The organism is Pedobacter folensis, from assembly GCF_056490665.1.
Map to the genome: position 1 here is coordinate 149,956 of NZ_JBWJIF010000005.1, position 18,112 is coordinate 168,067.

Genomic DNA, 18,112 nt, shown 5'->3' on the forward strand with positions numbered 1-18,112 from the left:
GAGTTTGACTGATAAAAACTTATTGCTTTGAGATTGCTTCGTACCTCGCAATGACGATTTTTTGAGAAATATATGAAACGTTTAATAGATCTTTTCCGCAACAAATATTTCCTTGCTACTGTCGCTTTTGCGATGTGGATGCTATTTTTCGATAAAAACGATATGATGTCGCAGTACGAATACCGCAGCCAGGCCAATAAACTGCAGGAAGAGAAGGAATATTTCGAGAAAGAGACTGCCCAGGTTAAAAAAGATTTAAACGAGCTGAATACCAACCTCAATACCGCTGAAAAATTTGCCCGCGAAAAATACTTCATGAAAAAAGACAATGAAGATGTTTTCGTGATTATCCAGGAAGAGAAGAAGGATTAGCGTATGGCGCTGGGCGTTTAGCGTTTAAGTTATCTTCCTTTAGTCACGTCCTCCTGAACTTGTTTCAGGATCTAAAGCAAAAGAATTTTGATTGGCTGTTTGCAGTCAGCAATTTAACCATTCAACAATTTATCAGTTAACCGATTAATCCATTCAAACAGTTAACCAATCGAATGCTCCACATCCTCTACATTATTGCTATAACAGCTGAAGCCATGACCGCAGCACTTTCTGCCGGCCGACGTGACATGGATTGGGTTGGTGTTTGCATTATCGCCTGGGTTACAGCATTGGGTGGCGGAACGGTTAGAAATGTATTGTTTGGCCATTACCCGATGAGCTGGGTGGAACATCCGGAATATTTGGTAATTACTGCGGTGGCAGCTTTACTCGCTGCATTTATTGCCTCCATTATGACTAAACTCAAAAAACTCTTTCTTTACCTTGATGCTTTAGGATTGGTGGTTTTCACCATTATTGGCTGTCAGGTTGCGCAGCAAATTCACCTGCCTTATTTAATTGTACTTTTTAGCGGAATGATTACCGGTTGTGCAGGCGGCGTACTTCGTGATGTACTTTGTAATGAGGTTCCCTTTCTTTTCAGAAAAGAGATTTATGCCAGTGCAGCAATTGTTACCGGTGCGGTGTATATCGGCATAGAACATTTTCACGGAAGCGAAATGCTGGCAACCATTACAGCTGCTATTATTGGATTAACTTTAAGGTTACTTTCTATCCGTTTCGAATGGCATATGCCGAAGTTTGTTTACAGGGATGAATGGCACTAGGTTAGTCTTTATGTGGCGTCAGGTGTTACCACCTGACTGCACATTCAACAACCAGGACTATCATTCAAAAATATCTCTATAATCAATCATTTTGACAATATTTTCAGGACTATCTAAGTAAAATGCGGCACTACTGTACTGATAACCCTCAGGATATTCACTCAAATTCCAATGAGATTGTAATGGATTTTGATGAATATATTCCAGTTTAATTTCCAAAAGTTCTTTACTATCTATCCAAACATCATCAAATCTATCTTCCCAAACTTTAAAGACTTGTTTATCATTTTCAACTCTTATCAAATTTAGCAGGGGGCTGCCGCTGTATTGCAGATACTTTCGAATCTCAAAAGCACAAAACTTTTTCAAATCGCGCATACTATCCGATAATTTATTTTCTTCGTTGAAATAAAATAAAACATGAAGGTGATTAGGCATGATTACATAACCAAGAATTGAAATCTTATATTTTATAGCAATAAAATTTAAACTATTGGCAATTATTAATTTGCACGAACTACTCTCAAGAAGTCTTAAATGTTTATAGCAACTGGTAGTCACGAAAAAACATTTTTTCTCCAGAAATAACCCTCTATTTCTTAACCCCATACCTATTACAAAATTGAACCTATAGCGGTGCCAGATTTTACCATCTGACACTTTCAAATTAATCAAATACCATCGGATTACTCATCAATTTTAAGATATTATATCAGTCAGATGGTAACATCTGACTGCACACTCATAGACCAAACATCATCCATCTTACATCCTTACATTTTACCTCATCTAAAGTTCTCCATTTCGCTTCCTTAAAAACCACTCTGTACCTAGTAAAATCAAAATTAAACCGAACAGCCATTTCATACTGATCAGTTCGTCGTATTTACGGTCTTCGTAACTGATGGTTTTAATATTTTCGTTTTTAGCAATTTCATCAGCTATTTTGAGCAGGTTTTCGGGCATAAACAGCTTACCATTGCTTTGTTTCGACATCGTATTTAAAAGCTGATGATTGGCTGTGGTTTGCTGAAATTCTGCAATCAGCGCATTTACATAGAAGCTACCCGTAGCTGTGAATTTTTTTCCGCCCAGTTCGGTATTGGCTAAATAAGAATAATTACCTGCAGGCATGGTTCCCGCATCTAACTGATAAGCATTTTCAGTTTTAGAAAAAATATAGTTAAATACTTTACCCGCTTCATTTTTAACCTGAAGGTTAACTTCCGGTTCATTGACAGGCTGATAGCTATCGTTATAAAGCGTGCCGTTAAACTGAATGGTTTCATTTTCATCATAAGCTGATTTCGAGGTAAATACCTTAAACCTCCGTTTATCATCTTTAACAGATAGGTATTGAACGGTTTTCGAAATCAGGTCGTTTAAAACTGATTGATTACTTTCATTTTCAGCCTCCGAAAGTTTCCATCGCCAAAGCCCCTCTCCCATTAAATAGCCCGTCTTTAAACCATTTTCATTTGCAAAGAATAACAATGGCTGCTGTGTGCTAACTTTGCCGATACGCTGATTAAAAACAGGTGTGGCGCCTGCATTTACAGTTAACCTTCCAAACGGACTGAGCAGCGGATCGAAAGATGAAAACTGTTTTTTATCTTCTTCTGTGAGATTGAAACTGGTAAAACCATTGGCAAAATCGGCATATACTTCCTGGATCGAACCATTGGCAGAACCTAAGTTGACCTGGTTTTGCATTTGATTGAAAGCGTTTACATTACTTTGCGCACCTAAAATGTACCAGATCGGTTTTTTTAAACCTGTTAACTTCTTTAAAAACGCAGCTGAGATATTCTGCGCATCGGGTAACTGATACAATACGATTAAATCGAATTTAGATGGATCTGTTGCACTTAAATCATCAGCAAGGGCAAGTTTAGCCTCGTAATGTTTATTGAGCGAAATAGCCTCCTTTAACACTCCTAAATCGGGGTGTGGTGCAGCTGCTGCGAGTAATACTTTCTGCCTGCCATCAATCACTTCTACATAAAAAGTCTGGGCATTATTTCTGGTTGTAATTTCATTTGCTAAAGCGCCCAGCTGAACGGTATATTTCTGAACACCGATTTTACCTGCGTGAATCTTAACGGGAACCGTTTTAACAAAGGAGCTTCCATTAATGATTACATTTTGTTGCTCAATCTTTGCGCCGTTTTGACTAACCGTTAAAGAAGTGCTTTCGCCATTGCTTTGAAAAGCCTGAACCTGGACTTCGATCGTAAAATCGTCATCCAGATAAACAATATTGTTGTAATTTACATTCGAAATCAATACGTCACGCTTTGGAATACTATCACCCAGGGCAATCGTATAAACCGGCGCATTGATCTGGTTTACGCTATACAGCGGATTTCCGCCATGATTAAAAATACCGTCGGTTGCTAAAATAATGGCACCAACATTTCGATTGGTATATTCATCTCTAATTTTCTGAAAAAAAGCGGAGGCATCGGTTAATTTCCCCTGATTTTTAAAATCGAAACCATCTGCCACCTGATCACCAAAGTGAAATGTTTTCACCTCGTATTTGTCTGATAGTTTATCCTGTAAGGTTTTAAGGTGTTGTTCATATAACTTTTGATCGAAACCAGCTGCTTTAACTTGTCCTACAGAGAGCGAATTATCCTGTCCGATAATAATAACAGGTTTATCTAAGGTATAATTTAATGTTCTGATGAGGGGGGCAAATATCAACCACGAAATGGTAGTTACCACAATAATCCGTAAGGCAGTTAAGCCATATTGCAGTTTTTTATCTAAATTTTTGTTGCCACGATAAAGCAACCAGGCATACAGTACACCTAACGCCAGGCAACCCAGAAAAAATAAAATAGAAGTACCCGAAAAAAAACCAGTCATAATTCATAAAGATGGTAATTTTGGGGAAATTTTCAAGGTTATTTGTCAATTGGTTCAATGGTTCATTAGCCATTAGTTCATTAGTAATGGCTTATCGACTACATCAAGTGGCCTATCTGCTTCTAACACTATACGCCAAACGCTTTCCGCTATGCCATTCTATGTGTTGATGATTAAATATTAGTACTAAAAAAGATAATTCATTAGCTTTAGCCAAACCAAAATTTATGAAATTTATCTGTCTAACATTTCTGCTATCTCTAAGCCTTATGGTGAATGCCCAAAACAATTTTAAAGCCACACAAATTAAATTTGAAAGAGTGGAAAAGGCCTACAATGAAAAGTGGGAAACACTGAAAAAATTTGTTAGGGCTGGTGGATACGGTGATCAATTTTCCATGGTCATCAATGCTTACAAAACAGAAGGCAAACTGGAAGTATGGTTAAAGAATAATTCGGCTAAAACCTATTCATTGTTCAGAACCTACGATTTTTGTGCCCATTCTGGTACCATTGGCCCGAAAGTAATTGAAGGCGATGGACAAACGCCTGAAGGTTTCTATTACGTTAATGTTTTTAATCCGATGAGCAATTTCCATCTATCGTTGGGTGTTAACTATCCAAATACAGTAGATTATGCAAGAACCGGAAAAGATAGAAAACCAGGAAGTGATATCTACATCCACGGCAACTGTGTAACCGTGGGTTGCATTCCCCTAACAGACGAAAAAATTAAAGAAGTTTATATTTTAGGTGTTGAAGCCAGAAATGCAGGTCAGGAGAAGATTCCGGTTAACATCTATCCCTTCAAAATGACCGATGGAAATATGAAGAAGTACATTGCTTTATTCCCTGTGCAGGCCAGCTTTTGGAAATCGCTGCAACCAGGTTATTTAGCTTTCGAGAAGAATAAAATGCCTGCAAATATTACTGAAGTTAAAGGGCGATATTTTATAAAGTAACAAAAGAAGTCAAGTTTTTCATGGCAAACCGGCCATTAAAACTTGACTTCTTAATATTTCTATGGCTTAAGAAAGAAAACCCTCCACCTTAAGCCTTCTAACCCTATACCTTCCTTAAAGCATTCCGCCGCAAACCGATAACGTTTGGCCTGTTACATAAGCACTCATATCTGAGGCTAAGAACACACAAACATTGGCTATATCTTCTGTTTCTCCGGCACGTTTTAATGGAATATCTTTTTCCCATCCTTCAACAACTTTCGGATCAAGGATATCTGTCATTTCGGTACGGATAAAACCTGGTGCTACGACGTTGGCACGGATATTTCTCGAACCTAGTTCTTTAGCGATCGATTTGGTAAAACCGATGATCCCGGCTTTAGAAGCAGCATAATTTGCTTGTCCACCATTACCTGTAGTACCCACAATAGAACCCATATTGATAAAAACACCTTTACGGGCTTTCATCATTACTTTAGAAGCGGCCTTGGTTACGTTGAAAATCGATTTTAAGTTAATGTTGATCACATCATCCCAGTTTTCTTCGCTCATACGCATCAATAAACCATCTTTGGTAATTCCAGCGTTATTTACTACGATATCAATCGTACCAAACTCTGCTACAATATCGTTGATTAATTGCTCAGCTTCAGCAAATTTAGAAGCATCAGAACGATAACCTTTAACTTTTGTTCCGAAGCTTTGTAATTCCTGTTCTAAAGCTTCACCTTTTTCTACTGATGATAAATAGGTAAAAGCTACATTAGCGCCCTGCTCGGCAAATTTTTCAGCTATTTTACGGCCAATCCCTTTCGATGCGCCTGTAACTAATGCTGTTTTTCCTTCTAATAATTTCATAACCCCTAAATCCCCTAAAGGGGACTTTTATATAATTTATAAAAACTTAATTGTGGTAAAGTTAACAACTCTACCGAGATATTGTTAAATTGTTTCATTGCTAGATTGTTTAACAACTGGAAACTATCAACTGTTAATTGCAAACTAAACCGCAGGTTCCTGCTGACTCAAACAGTGAAAGCTTCCCAACCCCCAGATAATATCAACTGAATTGATACCAATCACTTTCCGGTCAGGGAAGCAACCTTGAATAATAGCTAAAGCTTTCTGGTCGTTTACATCATCAAAAACCGGAACAATTACCGCTGCATTGGCAATGTAAAAATTTGCATATGAGGCAGGTAAACGGGTATCTTCATGAATAACCGGCGATGGCATAGGCAACTCTACAATATTCAATGCCCTGCCATCTTTTAGTTTCATCGCCTTTAAAGCCGCTAAGTTTTCTTGTAACAGCAGGTAATTTTCATCCAGCGGATTACTTTCTACAACCGTTAAAACCGTATCTTCATTTACAAAACGGGTGATATCGTCAATGTGGCCATCGGTATCGTCGCCAATAATTCCATCGCCCAGCCATAACACCTGTTCTTGTCCGTAATACTCAAGCAAATATTGCTCAATTTGCGCTTTGGTTAAATGCGGATTACGGTTTTCGTTCAATAAACAGGCAGTGGTAGTTAAAATCGTCCCAGCGCCATTAAATTCTACCGAACCACCTTCCATCACAATATCGGGTGTAAATAAAGGCAGTTTAAAATGATTGGCAATTTTTGTCGGAACCACATCATCCAGGTCAAATGGCGGATATTTACCACCCCAGGCATTATATCCCCAATCGACAACAGCTTTTTCATTTCCTTTTAACAAAAATGCAGGTCCATGGTCGCGGCACCAGGCATCGTTGGTTTCATTGAAATAAAATTCTATCTGGTTTAAATCGGCGTCTACTTTTGTTAATTCAGAAACCGCAAAAGCTTTCATTTCTTCATCCTTAACATTGATGCGTACCTTTTCACCTTCAGCAACAGCTTTAATAAACTGGCAATATGGTTCGTATATCGTTTCGATTTTATCTGGCCAGGAAGCTTCTTTATGCGGCCAGCTCAACCAGGTTGCCTCATGTTTAGCCCATTCGGCAGGAAAAGCATAACCTTGCTGCTTTGGAGAATAATCGAATTGATTAATATTTAAATCTTTTCTTGGAGGAAAATTTGACATAATTTTTAAGTCCGAAAGTCGGGTGTCCGAAGTCGGATGATTTAGTGTTTTATTGTTTAGTCCGAAAGTCGGGTGTCCGAAGCCGGATGATTTAATGTTTTAGCTATAGACCGAATATCATCGGAGTTCGGTCTTCCGACCCCTTACTAAATTAATTTAACGATTTGATTAATGCAGAAGTCATGATCAAAATTTCTTCACAGGATTGATAGTGTTTCTGAAATATTTCTTCATTAATATAACCTCTTCTTATTGCAAGATGTAGGCAATTCACAACCTCAATATCTGACCTTAAGGCATAACCTAAAAATTTCTTGAACTCAGGATTACTTTGACCAGTGCTTCCTTCAGCAATATTCATTGAAATAGAATCTGCAGCCCGCTTTACCTGAGATGTTAAAACATAAATCTCTTCTTTTGGAAAAGTTTTTGTCATTTTATCAATCTCATCAGCTAAATCTAAAGCTTTTTGCCAAACCTTGAGTTTTTCAAATTTGAATGCCATAATTAAGTCCGAAGGTCAGATGTCCGAAGTTATCATTTATTAGAAATAGACTATACAAATTACAATTTCTTATAATACAATCCAAACCAATGATCTACGTTCCCAGAGTTGTTAATGAATTTCAAACTAGCCATCACGCCTGGTATGCTCTTTGACTTCCGTCTTCGGTCTCCCGACCTCCGACTTTTCTAATCCCCGTCAATATATCTTTTGGTAATCGGCTGGTAAGAATCGATCCTTCTATCTCTTAAAAAAGGCCAGTGTTTACGGAAGAAATCAGATTCTGATAAATCTAATTCAACCACTTCGGTTTCTTCTAAATCGTGTGAAGCTAAATAAAGTAGTTTGCCTTGTCCGTTGGTAGCGAAACTTCCGCCCCAGAATTTCATGGCACCATCTTGCTCAAAACCCACACGGTTTACGCTGACTACGGGAACACCGTTTGCAACCGCATGCGAACGTTGGATGGTTTGCCATGCATTGTATTGATCCTGATTAGTTTCTTCATCCTGATCGGTAGCCCAGCCAATTGCAGTTGGATAGAACATAATATCAGCTCCCATCAAGGCTGTGATGCGCGAAGCTTCAGGATACCATTGATCCCAGCAGATCAGGATACCGATTTTGGCAAATTTCGTTTCGAAAACCTTATAACCTAAATCGCCTGGTGTGAAGTAAAATTTTTCGTAAAAAGCAGGATCATCAGGAATATGCATTTTGCGATATTTACCTAAATATGAACCATCAGCATCTAAAACGGCTGTAGTATTGTGGTATAAACCTTCCGCACGTTTCTCAAACAAAGAAGCAATAATGACCACGCCTAATTCTTTGGCTACCACTTGCAAAGCATCGGTAGATGGACCCGGAATAGCTTCTGCCAGATCAAAATTATCGTAATCTTCAACATCGCAGAAATACAGCGAAGTAAAAAGCTCTTGCAAACACACAATCTGCGCACCTTTTGCTGCCGCTTCCCTTACTTTCGCAATCGCTTTATCTAAATTTTCCTGCTTATCTTTAGTACAACTCATTTGCACTAAGCCAACTTTTACTTTCTTCATATTTTTGAAATGAGAGAATGAGAGAATGATAAAATGATTGAATGCTTAATGTAAGGCCATTCACTCACTCAAAATTCAGTCATTCAAAATTAGGCTGCAAAGTTACTAAAAAGGTTGAAGGTATAAAGGTTGAAGATGTAAGGTTTGTATAAAAAAATGAGAAAAGAGTTGGTTGTATTTTGAATAGTTATTGGTTGGGCTATTATTAATAGATTAAGCAAAAAGTTCGTCATCTCCTTTGGATCGAAGTCTCGAACTTTCGGAAAGAGATCTATCTCTTAGATTTCTCGACTTCGTTGCTCTCCGCTCGAAATGACGATATTTCGGGGTTGATTGTAATAAAACAAAGAAAGCCCCAACTTACGCTGAGGCTTTCCTTTTTAATTTAAAGACCAATTATGGATTAATGTTATCTTTTTTAGGTTTTGGTTTGGTTTCTACAATTTCTGCAACGGCTACCACTTCTTTACGTGTCTGAGGATCCATTAATTCCATCAGTTTTAAGCCCAGCAAGCCATCCATTGCCGAACCGCCATGATTACCTCCATTGCCGCCAATTAACACATCAGGGATCAGTTTCACATTACCTTTTGATAACTCTTCGGTAATTTTGTAACGGGTAAAGTTTTCACCGCCCAAAGCTTTCACCGCAAGTTCATATGCTTCTGCAGTTGATTTACCTACCGCTAAAATTTTACCCGCCTCGGCGCTACCGGTTAACGAAATCTGTTCGGCCTCTGCTGAAGCCCTTAATTTAATCGCTTCCGAATCTGCCTGTGCCCTTGCTTTGGTTGCTTCGGCCTCGGCATGGGCCCTCATTTTTGTGGCTTCAGCTTCTGCGCCCACAGCCAGTTTTACACCGGCAGCATCACCTTCCGATTTTTTCACGGTTGCACTTGCCGTGCGTTCGGCAATCTCTACACTTTGTTGCGCTTTCACAATATCTTTCTGCATATCGGCAATCGCCGTTTCTTTCTCCATCCCCTGGCGTGTTTCCTGTGCCTGTTTCTGGGTTTCGTAAGTAACCTTTTGCTCTTCTGCAATTTTACGGTCGGTTAAAGTTTTCATTAACGACTCTGGCGGAACAATGTCACCGATCAGCGTATCAACCGCATTTACGTTATATTCGTCAAGTACCTTGCGGATATGTTCTTTAGCTGATTCCTGACGCTCTTTACGGGTACTCAAGAAAGCAATCACATCACTTCCCTGGGCCGAGTTACGGAAATAGTTACCAATGGTGGGTTCTAAAACCTGCGAAACCAGGTTAACCATGTTACCAAAACGTGCAATTACTTTAGGCGCTTCTGTAGTGGGCACGTGGATAATCTGTGCCACATCCAAATTAAACGGGAAACCATCTCTTGAACGTACGGTAATGGTCGACAGGTTTTTATCCAAATTGTGTGCTTCACTACGTGCTGACGCCCAGTTTAACACTAAATTGGTTGTTGGCACCAGTTCTACTTTCATAATGTATTTGTTAATCGGGTATTTTCCGGGGCCAAGTGGTTCCAGCCAAACGCCTTTAGAACCTTTTCCCACGATATTACCGTGTTTAAAATCGGCACCGGTTAAATCATTTCCATCGGTACCAATAAACGAGATTACCACGCCTACATAACCGATTGCGATTTCGGTCATCGGAATTTCCTCCAGCTGAATGGCCCATGGGTTAAGGTTGTAAGATCCTGCTAAAATGACCTGGGGCTGTAAACCACGGTTGCCACCTTGTTTAATAAAGGCATCGAAATCCTGGAAATTGTTGTGTCCATCAACCAGTTTACCGGCAATCTGGTTGGCCTCAATCGGCAGTCCATCCAACGTGGTTACAATACCCACCATACTTTCCTGTATCCTGACCATATCGGTAACGGAAACCTGGAACAACATGGTATTGATACGATAAGAACCCGAGGTAATGTAAGAAGTCTGCCGGCCTCGCTGCCCGCCATTTTCGAGAAACTTCACTGCATCCTGAAAATTATCAGATTCTACTTTTTGCCCTAGGATATTCCCTGTCGGGATTTCCGAGCCGTCTTTGGCCATGATGAGTCCGATTTTACCTTCTGGAATAACGGTAAACTGTTCCATGGTTACACTATACTGCCAAAACCACATTCCGAAATACAATCCCGGGGCGAGCGTTTTTCCCTGAAAACCAGCCTCACCTTTGATGGCAATGATGCGCCCGTCGGGCAATTCCCGATCAGCACCAAAGAGCACGAATTTTTTGGTAATTAAGCCGATCCTGTCTTCGGGAACAATAACCATCCCGAATAAGAAACGTAAAATATATTTGTATAAAACTAAGCACAACAGTGCCACTAAAACCCACCAATAGTTAGAAATGAGCGATTCCATAATTTATATTATTTTTCTGTTTTTTTTAGCTTAATAAACCATTTATTAAGCATGATATGGACAGCAAATAGTATGCTTTGTTACTATTTTTAACACTTATTTTTAAACTATTTTTTATTGATTTTAAGGCCTCAAAGATGACTCAGGATTGATTTTAACCAAAATACCAACTGCAGATGACATTTTTGCCAATAACCGAACTGAACGCTTATAAACACTAAAAACTAACCTTTTAGGTTCTCCTGAATACCCGGGGAAATTTTAAATGTATAAACTACAATTAAAAGGAAAAAGTCGTCCTTTTTTAGACCTATACAATTGACCGAATTGGAGTACAGTAATTGATCTGTTTTGGGTTTTACGCAAGAGAAAAATACCTTGATATAAATTTGCCCAGAAGAGCAGAACCCAGGTAACCTAAACCCGATTGCACGAATGCGCCCGATTTAAGGGTTTATCTTTGTTGTTTTATGGGTAGCTTGCCTGTTTCACAGGTTTGATCGGGGCAGAAGGGAAAGCGGGACTGGAACTAACCTAAGCACACAGAAACCTGCTTTTCAAATGATTTACGAACAGAGACACGAAAATCACAAGGTTTTATACACCAATCTCTTCACGGTATTCCTGTTGTAATTCGAATAAACATTTGGCACAAAGACAGCCATCGTACAATTCAGAGATGTATTGGACTTCGTTTATACTCAGCTGTACCACACTACACTGGCATTTGGTATAAGAATTTGCCTTGCACTCAATAGCACCATTACACCGCTCGCAGGGAATGATTTCGTGTTTGGCGCTATGAATAGTTGAAGACATCTTTAAAGTTCAATTGTTTATGGGTTCATTTAGTCATTAACTAATGAAACCAATACAAAAGTATAAACAAAAAATAAGGTTTTGAGCGTTTGCCCAAAACCTTAAATAATACGAACGTAAAAATGTTAAAATGCAGATTCCATTTTAGCATTGATATGGGTATGGGTGAGGTTATATTCTTCGTTGATACCTGCAGTTAAGGGGATGCTACTTTCTGCAACATGCTCATCCTGCCTTACTATTGGCCCATTTTTAGCCAATTCGCTGCCTACTACTTTAGATTTGAAGAACGGCCAGGCCAGTTGGGCATACCACTCATCACCTTCATAATGCGAAATGCCATAAGCTTTAGGATACTTTCTGCTGATGAATGCGGTATCGAAAATGATATCCCACAGGAAAAACATGTTACCAAAATTACCTTTATAATAACCTATCCCATCATCTGTTGATGCCGCATGGTGCGCATGATGTGTGGCGGGGGTTGATATTACCCGCTCGAACACCCAGGCAATAGGATGTAATACTTTGTACTTATAAAAAGGTTTATCCCAGGGAATGCTCGAGTGTGCAAAGGTTACAATAGCTCCTTTTATACCTTTTACCACCACTGCCGGAATACCTAAGCCTAAATAGACCAGCGCAGTAGTTAAATAGGTTTGAGAAAAAAACAAACTATAAATTACATTTTGCCTGCTGGCCATCGCCATACCCATGTACGGCGCCGAGTGGTGTGTACGATGGAAACGCCATAACCATGGAATTTCATGGTGTAAACGGTGGTACCAATATTGCGTCAAATCATCGGCAACTGCGATAATTGCGCAGCCCCACCAAAATGGAACCCACTCAAATTCATTTTTTAAATTTGGTAATACCGCAGGTAAAAACTTTAATCCATAATAGGCTACTACCGGTCTAATGACTAATTTGGGCAAAATGAAACAGGCAATATCTGTATAGCGCTCGCCTTTTGGCCATTTGCCTTTGTAAAGCCCAAAAGAGAACTCGAGTACCCCGATTACAAAAACTAAAAACGGAAATCCGATTCCATTGAGGTTTTCTATTATTTTTTTGATAAAATCAATCGCTTCCATTTTCGCTATTTGTTTTTAAGGTTGAAGGTTTATTAACCGTAGCTTTTTTGTGCTCCCATGGTCTCTCTCCGGTAATGTAAAAAGTGGTGAACATAAGCGCTATGGGTAAAAAAAAGATAAACAGACTTAAGCCAGCGTTTCGCCATATTTTCTGTCTGGATTCTAATGACATTTTCATTTTTTATAATTTGTTTTTAAAGGTGATGAAGCCGTCATGATTTATTCCATGACCTGGTCTTGAAAATCATGACGGTTCCATCATCAAGGTTATTTTACAGGTGAAATAATGGTATTACTGGCGTTTGATTTAGATTTAGGGAGCAATTTTGGAGCAGCCCATAAGCTGCCAAAAATGATAGCAAATGGCACTAAGGTAACCACAATCCCTAAAAGGATTTTCTTGCCAAGAATTTTTACATCTGAAATAGTCATCTTAATTTTTTAAAGTGATCATTTATACTTATTTCTTTATTGTTTCGCTGCTGGTTGTTGTATTTGTAGCCTGCGTTTTTTGATGAATACGCTGATTGGTTACATCATCCCAGGTGATATAAGGATACAAATTGTATTTTTGGGCCTGCACCTCAAACAGCGCTTTCAATTCTGCTAACTTTTTCGGGTCTTTTTTTGCCAGGTCAATTCGTTCATTAAAATCTTCGTTTAGATTGTACAGTTCCCATTCACCTTCTCCGTATTTTCTCGTAGTTGCGCCGCTCGCTTTTTCCGGACCGAAAATTCCATCGCGGTTAAAACTCAACGCGGCCTTCCATCCATCTTTATAAATAGATCTTGCACCGAAAATGTAGTAGTGCTGTACGGTGTGGCGTGAGGCAGCTTTGGCATTATCAAAACTGTAGGCCAATGAAGTACCTTGAAGCGTATCCTGCTTAATCCCGCGAATAAATTCCGGATTTTTAATACCTACATATTCAAGGGTGGTGGGAAGGATATCAATCACATGGCCGTATTGTGTACGTAATGTTCCTTTATCTTTAATCCCCTTAGGATAATAAACAATTAACGGATTACGTGTGCCGCCCTCGCTATTGGCATCTTGTTTCCAGGCTTTAAAAGGTGTGTTTAATGCCTGTGCCCAGCCTAACGGATAATTGCCCACGGTATTTTCTGGCGTACCTACCTTAGCTAAATTGGCATAGTTATAATCCACAGATTCTTCTTCTGTTAATGGTTTTGGCGCTTTTGTACCTGCTGCCACATAACCTTTATCGATCACTCCATTTTGCGTACCTTCTTTACTTGCACCGTTATCGCCAATAATTACAAAAACTAAAGTATTTTCCAATTGCTGTGACGTTTTAAGGTAATCAATCAATCTTCCAACTTCGTAATCAGTATAAGTTAAATAGGCTGCGTAAACTTCCATAAAACGAGCATACACTTTACGCTGCTTATCGGATAACTTATCCCAGGCCAAAATATTCGGGTTACGTTCTGGCAAAACGGTATTTTGTGGAATAATGCCCGATTTCTTTTCTTGTGCAAAAATTTCCTGCCGGAAATTATCCCATCCCTTATCGAATTTACCTTTGTACAAATCCCTAAACTCATCAGGCACCTGGTGCGGTGAATGTGTTGCACCCGGCGCATAGTATAAGAAAAATGGCTTACCAGACTTTACCGCTTGCTGGCGTTTCAAATAAGAAATGGCCTTGTCGGTAATCTGAGCAGTTAAATGGCGACCATCTGGCGTAACATGGGCGTTATCTTCAACTAAGTCTGGTTTGTATTGATCTGTAGCGGAGCCTAAAAACCCGAAGAAATGGTCAAACCCTTTCCCCAGTGGCCAACGATCAAATGGCCCTACATCTGTTGCATCCTCATCTGGTGTTAAACCATATTTTCCTACGGCAAAGGTATTGTATCCATTTTCTCTTAATATTTCGGCGGCTGTTCCTTTATCAGAAGGGATTCTTCCATCCCAACCTGGAAAACCGGCAGACATACGGGTATGTGCAAAACCGCCCATATGCACCGCATGAGAATTTCTCCCGGTTAATAAAGCAGATCTGGTAGGTGCGCAAATTGCGGTAGTATGAAAATTGGTGTAACGTAAGCCATCTTTGGCCAAAGCGTCAAAAGTTGGGGTATTGATTAAGCCTCCAAAAGTAGTGGTCGCACCAAATCCAACATCGTCTATTAAAATCCAAAGTACATTTGGCGCATTTGCCGGGGCCTTTATTGGGTCTGTCCAGTATTCTTTTGATTCCGCAAGCGTGCGACCGATTACCCCTTTAAAAGGTTCTTGTTGTTGCGTAATATTTTGTGCAGCAACCTGATTAGCTACAAAGCTAGCGGTGATTGCTGTTAAGATTAAAAATTTCTTCATGTTTTTTTGAGTTAAGTTTTTAGCTATTATTTTGATGAAGCGATAGCGCCAGCAGGTTTGTTTTGGCTAACCGCAGCAGAAATTTCTTGGGTTGAAGCCTGACCTACTTTTTGCCAAACCAGTTTTCCATCTTTGTAAAGCAGTAGCGTAGGCAAGCTTTTGATATTTTTTTCTTTAACTAATTTTGCCTGCTCGTAAGATTCGATTTTAATGATTTTAGCACCAAAACTTTTTTGGTTTTCCAGCGAATCCAAAACAGGAACCAGTTTTTTGCAAGAACCACAATATTTAGAACCAAAATCTATCAGCACCACTTTTGCAGATTGCGTTAGCTTGTTATAGGCCGCTGTTGTGATTGCTGCTTGTTTGGTATGATCTTCAATGGGATAACCCGAGCCTATCCATTTACTAAAACCGCCATCAAGCACCCAAACATCTTTGAATCCCTTTTCCTTTAATACTTTAGCTAAAGAATTGCTTCTTCCGCTACCGATGGAATAAATTACAATAGGCTTTTGACCAGTTAATTGTTTTAAGTCTTTTTGGTAATCTGCACCTGCGGGATTGATGTTTACAGCGCCTTTGATGTGGCTCTGCTGAAATTCTTCTGCCGATCTGGCATCAATTACCTGAGCCTGTGCTTTATTGATCTTTTCTGCAATTTGGGCGAAAGATGGCGTAGTTTGCGCTTTTGCAACACCTATATACAGGATCATTGCCATTAAGTTTACGATTGTTTTTTTCATGGGTTTTAAGTTTTAATTTTTAGTAAATCCTTTGGTAACCAGACTATCCAGCCCACCAATATTATAAACCTTAGCGTAACCCAGGTTCAGCAGCGAATCGGTCGCTAAGCCACTTCTATGGCCAGACCTGCAGTACAAATAAATTGGTTTTGTTTTATCGAGCTGGGCAATGTTTTTTAAAAAGTCAGGACTTTTAACATCGATGTTTTGGGCATGTTTTAAATGGGCTTTTTGGAATTCTTCAGTACTTCTAACATCTACCAGGTAGGCACTGCCATTTGAAATCTCCTTTAATATTTGTGGGGTAACCAGTTTGGTTGATGAAACAGCAGTTTTAGCCAGTTTCGGGTGATCTTTTACTGCTTTTTGTGCAAAAGTTACTGCACTTAACAACAGCAGTGTAAACAAAATCTGAATCTTTTTCATATCTATTTTTCTAGGAATTAAACTGTTAAAATCTTTAGCTTATTTAATTACCAACCTGGGTTTTGCTTTAACAATGGATTATTCTCTATTTCTGCCTGTGGAATTGGATACAACCGGTTTTTTTCAGTGGCTATTGTTTTGCCAACTTTGTGCAGGCTTGATACGAAAATTGAATTACCAGCGGCATCTTTCTCTCTGATCAAATCGAACCAACGTTCATATTCATAAACTAACTCTAAGCGCCGATCGAGATACAAGGCATCTCTAAATGCGTTTTTGTCTGGTGTGTTAATTAAACTAAGTGCACCCAGCCCTGCTCTTCCTCTTACCCGGTTTAACGAACTGAAAGCTTTTGCGCTTGGCCCGTTCAGTTCATTCTCTGCCTCTGCATGAATTAATAATAGATCTGCATAGCGCAAAATATTTACATTAGCTGCTGCCTCTGCGGTTAAAGTAGTAGAATTGGGATCCCAAAATTTATTAAAGAATGGCGTCAGTTCTGCAGTAGGTAGAGGGTCGGTAGTTTTGTAAACATAAGTTTTACCATCAATACCTAAGGAGTACAAATTGCCGTTTGTTGGGCTTTGGAAGGCTTTTACAAAAGTTGCATCCCTTCTTTTATCAGCGGGTGTGTATAACTTGTAAATACTGAAATATTTGTCGGTACCTACGGTGTAATACCTCACCATATGTGCGTAATTGCCGCTTAAACCTGGAACATTGCTTAAAATTGCCCTCGAAGTTTCGTTATTGCCCTGCCCTTGAGAGTTAGATTTAAATTGCACCGAAAATATATGCTCTTTACCGTTTTTTGTAGCTGGCAAAAAAGCATCTGCATAGTTATCAAACAAACCATAACCGTAATTTCCTGTTCCCCCATCCGCAGGCGAAAGCACTTCCTCAGCCAGGCGGACTGCATCAGCATATTTTGCCGTAATATTTAAGGGTTGCGATGCTTCAGTTAAGTACACTTTAGCCAGCAAAGCTTTTGCAGCACCCTTTGTTGCTCTGCCCACATTTGGCGATACATAAGTTGCCGGCAAATCGATGGCGGCTTCGATTAAATCTTTTTCAATTTGACCATAAACTTGTTGGGGCGTAGATTTTGCAATTGCATAATCAGAAGCTTTGATAAATTCTTGTTGCGCAGTAATTAAAGGCACGCCGCCAAACAACCTGACCAGGTTGAAATAATACAATGCCCTTAAAAATTTAGCTTCTGCAATTAATCTGCTTTTTAAAGTTGCATCAAATGCAATGGTTGGTATTCTATCTATTGCAATATTCGCCCTTCGGATAGTCGCATAATGTTGTTGCCAGATTTCGTAAACCCTTAAATTGCCAGATGAATGAGATAAAACCGATAAGGAACGTACGTCGGCATTGGTAGCACCCGGTCCTGGATCTTCATCATCATCGGCCATGTTCATTCCCGTATTAAATAGCGTGTTGTAGGGTGTTTGCAATATGCCCGAAGCACCGGCAACACCCTGATTTAGTGAGAAATAAACGGCATTAACTGCATTTATCGCATCTGCCTGTGTTTTGTAATATTCGTTTTCCTGCAGCAATCCATCTGGATTTTCTGTCAGAAACTTCTTGCACGATACCGTTGAAAGTATCGCCAATGATAATGCTGTATATTTTAAAATTTTCATTTTTTTAATTC

At 39.3% G+C, this 18,112-nt stretch carries 18 protein-coding genes; 3 read left to right on the plus strand and 15 right to left on the minus strand.

From position 1 onward, the window contains the following. The first annotated feature begins 72 nt into the window (after window positions 1–72). A complete protein-coding gene (locus AC04QZ_RS23245; RefSeq protein WP_025145767.1) occupies window positions 73–372 on the plus strand; it encodes an FtsB family cell division protein in 300 nt (99 codons plus the stop codon). Window positions 373–545: 173 nt separating this feature from the next. Next, window positions 546–1,160, plus strand: a complete 615-nt coding sequence (locus AC04QZ_RS23250; RefSeq protein WP_086547503.1) for a trimeric intracellular cation channel family protein — start codon at window positions 546–548, stop codon at window positions 1,158–1,160. 60 nt (window positions 1,161–1,220) lie between these two features. Here the strand turns inward: AC04QZ_RS23250 and AC04QZ_RS23255 are convergent, their stop codons facing one another. Both AC04QZ_RS23255 and AC04QZ_RS23260 read right to left on the minus strand, forming a co-directional pair. Continuing rightward, window positions 1,221–1,769, minus strand: a complete 549-nt coding sequence (locus tag AC04QZ_RS23255) for an REP-associated tyrosine transposase (protein ID WP_478359656.1) — start codon at window positions 1,767–1,769, stop codon at window positions 1,221–1,223. 180 nt (window positions 1,770–1,949) lie between these two features. Continuing rightward, window positions 1,950–4,034, minus strand: coding sequence for a hypothetical protein (locus AC04QZ_RS23260; protein ID WP_478359657.1), 2,085 nt, complete (start codon window positions 4,032–4,034; stop codon window positions 1,950–1,952). Between the two features lie 227 nt (window positions 4,035–4,261). Between AC04QZ_RS23260 and AC04QZ_RS23265 the strand changes: the two genes are divergently transcribed. After that, a complete protein-coding gene (locus AC04QZ_RS23265; protein ID WP_478359658.1) occupies window positions 4,262–4,996 on the plus strand; it encodes a L,D-transpeptidase family protein in 735 nt (244 codons plus the stop codon). Window positions 4,997–5,110: 114 nt separating this feature from the next. Here the strand turns inward: AC04QZ_RS23265 and fabG are convergent, their stop codons facing one another. The 13 genes from fabG to AC04QZ_RS23330 all read right to left on the minus strand — a co-directional run bounded on the left by fabG (window position 5,111) and on the right by AC04QZ_RS23330 (window position 18,101). Continuing rightward, the gene (fabG, locus tag AC04QZ_RS23270) at window positions 5,111–5,854 is read right to left on the minus strand and encodes a 3-oxoacyl-[acyl-carrier-protein] reductase (protein ID WP_086547506.1); all 744 of its coding nucleotides are present in this window, start codon (window positions 5,852–5,854) and stop codon (window positions 5,111–5,113) included. Between the two features lie 144 nt (window positions 5,855–5,998). Beyond that, window positions 5,999–7,075, minus strand: a complete 1,077-nt coding sequence (locus tag AC04QZ_RS23275; RefSeq protein WP_478359659.1) for an agmatine deiminase family protein — start codon at window positions 7,073–7,075, stop codon at window positions 5,999–6,001. 151 nt (window positions 7,076–7,226) lie between these two features. Beyond that, window positions 7,227–7,580 carry a four helix bundle protein gene (locus tag AC04QZ_RS23280; protein WP_478359660.1) on the minus strand — a complete coding sequence of 118 codons (354 nt, stop codon included), beginning with the start codon at window positions 7,578–7,580 and terminating at the stop codon, window positions 7,227–7,229. A gap of 188 nt (window positions 7,581–7,768) precedes the next feature. Then, window positions 7,769–8,644: a carbon-nitrogen hydrolase gene (locus AC04QZ_RS23285; RefSeq protein ID WP_108198352.1), complete on the minus strand. Its 876-nt coding sequence runs from the start codon at window positions 8,642–8,644 to the stop codon at window positions 7,769–7,771. A 396-nt stretch (window positions 8,645–9,040) separates the two neighbouring features. Beyond that, window positions 9,041–11,008: an SPFH domain-containing protein gene (locus AC04QZ_RS23290; protein WP_478359661.1), complete on the minus strand. Its 1,968-nt coding sequence runs from the start codon at window positions 11,006–11,008 to the stop codon at window positions 9,041–9,043. 597 nt (window positions 11,009–11,605) lie between these two features. Then, on the minus strand, window positions 11,606–11,827 hold the full coding sequence (locus AC04QZ_RS23295) for a cysteine-rich CWC family protein (RefSeq protein ID WP_086547511.1): 222 nt from the start codon (window positions 11,825–11,827) through the stop codon (window positions 11,606–11,608). 125 nt (window positions 11,828–11,952) lie between these two features. Further along, window positions 11,953–12,924: a sterol desaturase family protein gene (locus tag AC04QZ_RS23300; RefSeq protein ID WP_478359662.1), complete on the minus strand. Its 972-nt coding sequence runs from the start codon at window positions 12,922–12,924 to the stop codon at window positions 11,953–11,955. Next, a complete protein-coding gene (locus tag AC04QZ_RS23305; protein WP_478359663.1) occupies window positions 12,911–13,096 on the minus strand; it encodes a hypothetical protein in 186 nt (61 codons plus the stop codon). The genes AC04QZ_RS23300 and AC04QZ_RS23305 overlap by 14 nt, the downstream gene beginning before the upstream one ends. A 95-nt stretch (window positions 13,097–13,191) precedes the next feature. Beyond that, complete coding sequence (locus AC04QZ_RS23310; protein ID WP_478359664.1) at window positions 13,192–13,356, minus strand: hypothetical protein; 165 nt, start codon at window positions 13,354–13,356, stop codon at window positions 13,192–13,194. A 28-nt stretch (window positions 13,357–13,384) separates the two neighbouring features. Continuing rightward, the gene (locus AC04QZ_RS23315) at window positions 13,385–15,271 is read right to left on the minus strand and encodes an arylsulfatase (protein ID WP_478359665.1); all 1,887 of its coding nucleotides are present in this window, start codon (window positions 15,269–15,271) and stop codon (window positions 13,385–13,387) included. A gap of 26 nt (window positions 15,272–15,297) precedes the next feature. Continuing rightward, the gene (locus tag AC04QZ_RS23320; RefSeq protein ID WP_478359666.1) at window positions 15,298–16,017 is read right to left on the minus strand and encodes a rhodanese-like domain-containing protein; all 720 of its coding nucleotides are present in this window, start codon (window positions 16,015–16,017) and stop codon (window positions 15,298–15,300) included. A gap of 12 nt (window positions 16,018–16,029) precedes the next feature. After that, on the minus strand, window positions 16,030–16,443 hold the full coding sequence (locus AC04QZ_RS23325) for a rhodanese-like domain-containing protein (RefSeq protein WP_478359667.1): 414 nt from the start codon (window positions 16,441–16,443) through the stop codon (window positions 16,030–16,032). 47 nt (window positions 16,444–16,490) lie between these two features. Then, window positions 16,491–18,101: a RagB/SusD family nutrient uptake outer membrane protein gene (locus AC04QZ_RS23330; protein ID WP_478359668.1), complete on the minus strand. Its 1,611-nt coding sequence runs from the start codon at window positions 18,099–18,101 to the stop codon at window positions 16,491–16,493. Between the last annotated feature and the right edge of the window lie 11 nt (window positions 18,102–18,112).

Coding starts and splice junctions, on each gene's coding strand:
- AC04QZ_RS23245 (WP_025145767.1), top strand. CDS start 73: ATGAAACGTTTAATAGATCTTTTCCGCAACAAATATTTCCTTGCTACT.
- AC04QZ_RS23250 (WP_086547503.1), top strand. CDS start 546: ATGCTCCACATCCTCTACATTATTGCTATAACAGCTGAAGCCATGACC.
- AC04QZ_RS23255 (WP_478359656.1), bottom strand. CDS start 1,769: ATGGGGTTAAGAAATAGAGGGTTATTTCTGGAGAAAAAATGTTTTTTC.
- AC04QZ_RS23260 (WP_478359657.1), bottom strand. CDS start 4,034: ATGACTGGTTTTTTTTCGGGTACTTCTATTTTATTTTTTCTGGGTTGC.
- AC04QZ_RS23265 (WP_478359658.1), top strand. CDS start 4,262: ATGAAATTTATCTGTCTAACATTTCTGCTATCTCTAAGCCTTATGGTG.
- fabG (WP_086547506.1), bottom strand. CDS start 5,854: ATGAAATTATTAGAAGGAAAAACAGCATTAGTTACAGGCGCATCGAAA.
- AC04QZ_RS23275 (WP_478359659.1), bottom strand. CDS start 7,075: ATGTCAAATTTTCCTCCAAGAAAAGATTTAAATATTAATCAATTCGAT.
- AC04QZ_RS23280 (WP_478359660.1), bottom strand. CDS start 7,580: ATGGCATTCAAATTTGAAAAACTCAAGGTTTGGCAAAAAGCTTTAGAT.
- AC04QZ_RS23285 (WP_108198352.1), bottom strand. CDS start 8,644: ATGAAGAAAGTAAAAGTTGGCTTAGTGCAAATGAGTTGTACTAAAGAT.
- AC04QZ_RS23290 (WP_478359661.1), bottom strand. CDS start 11,008: ATGGAATCGCTCATTTCTAACTATTGGTGGGTTTTAGTGGCACTGTTG.
- AC04QZ_RS23295 (WP_086547511.1), bottom strand. CDS start 11,827: ATGTCTTCAACTATTCATAGCGCCAAACACGAAATCATTCCCTGCGAG.
- AC04QZ_RS23300 (WP_478359662.1), bottom strand. CDS start 12,924: ATGGAAGCGATTGATTTTATCAAAAAAATAATAGAAAACCTCAATGGA.
- AC04QZ_RS23305 (WP_478359663.1), bottom strand. CDS start 13,096: ATGTCATTAGAATCCAGACAGAAAATATGGCGAAACGCTGGCTTAAGT.
- AC04QZ_RS23310 (WP_478359664.1), bottom strand. CDS start 13,356: ATGACTATTTCAGATGTAAAAATTCTTGGCAAGAAAATCCTTTTAGGG.
- AC04QZ_RS23315 (WP_478359665.1), bottom strand. CDS start 15,271: ATGAAGAAATTTTTAATCTTAACAGCAATCACCGCTAGCTTTGTAGCT.
- AC04QZ_RS23320 (WP_478359666.1), bottom strand. CDS start 16,017: ATGAAAAAAACAATCGTAAACTTAATGGCAATGATCCTGTATATAGGT.
- AC04QZ_RS23325 (WP_478359667.1), bottom strand. CDS start 16,443: ATGAAAAAGATTCAGATTTTGTTTACACTGCTGTTGTTAAGTGCAGTA.
- AC04QZ_RS23330 (WP_478359668.1), bottom strand. CDS start 18,101: ATGAAAATTTTAAAATATACAGCATTATCATTGGCGATACTTTCAACG.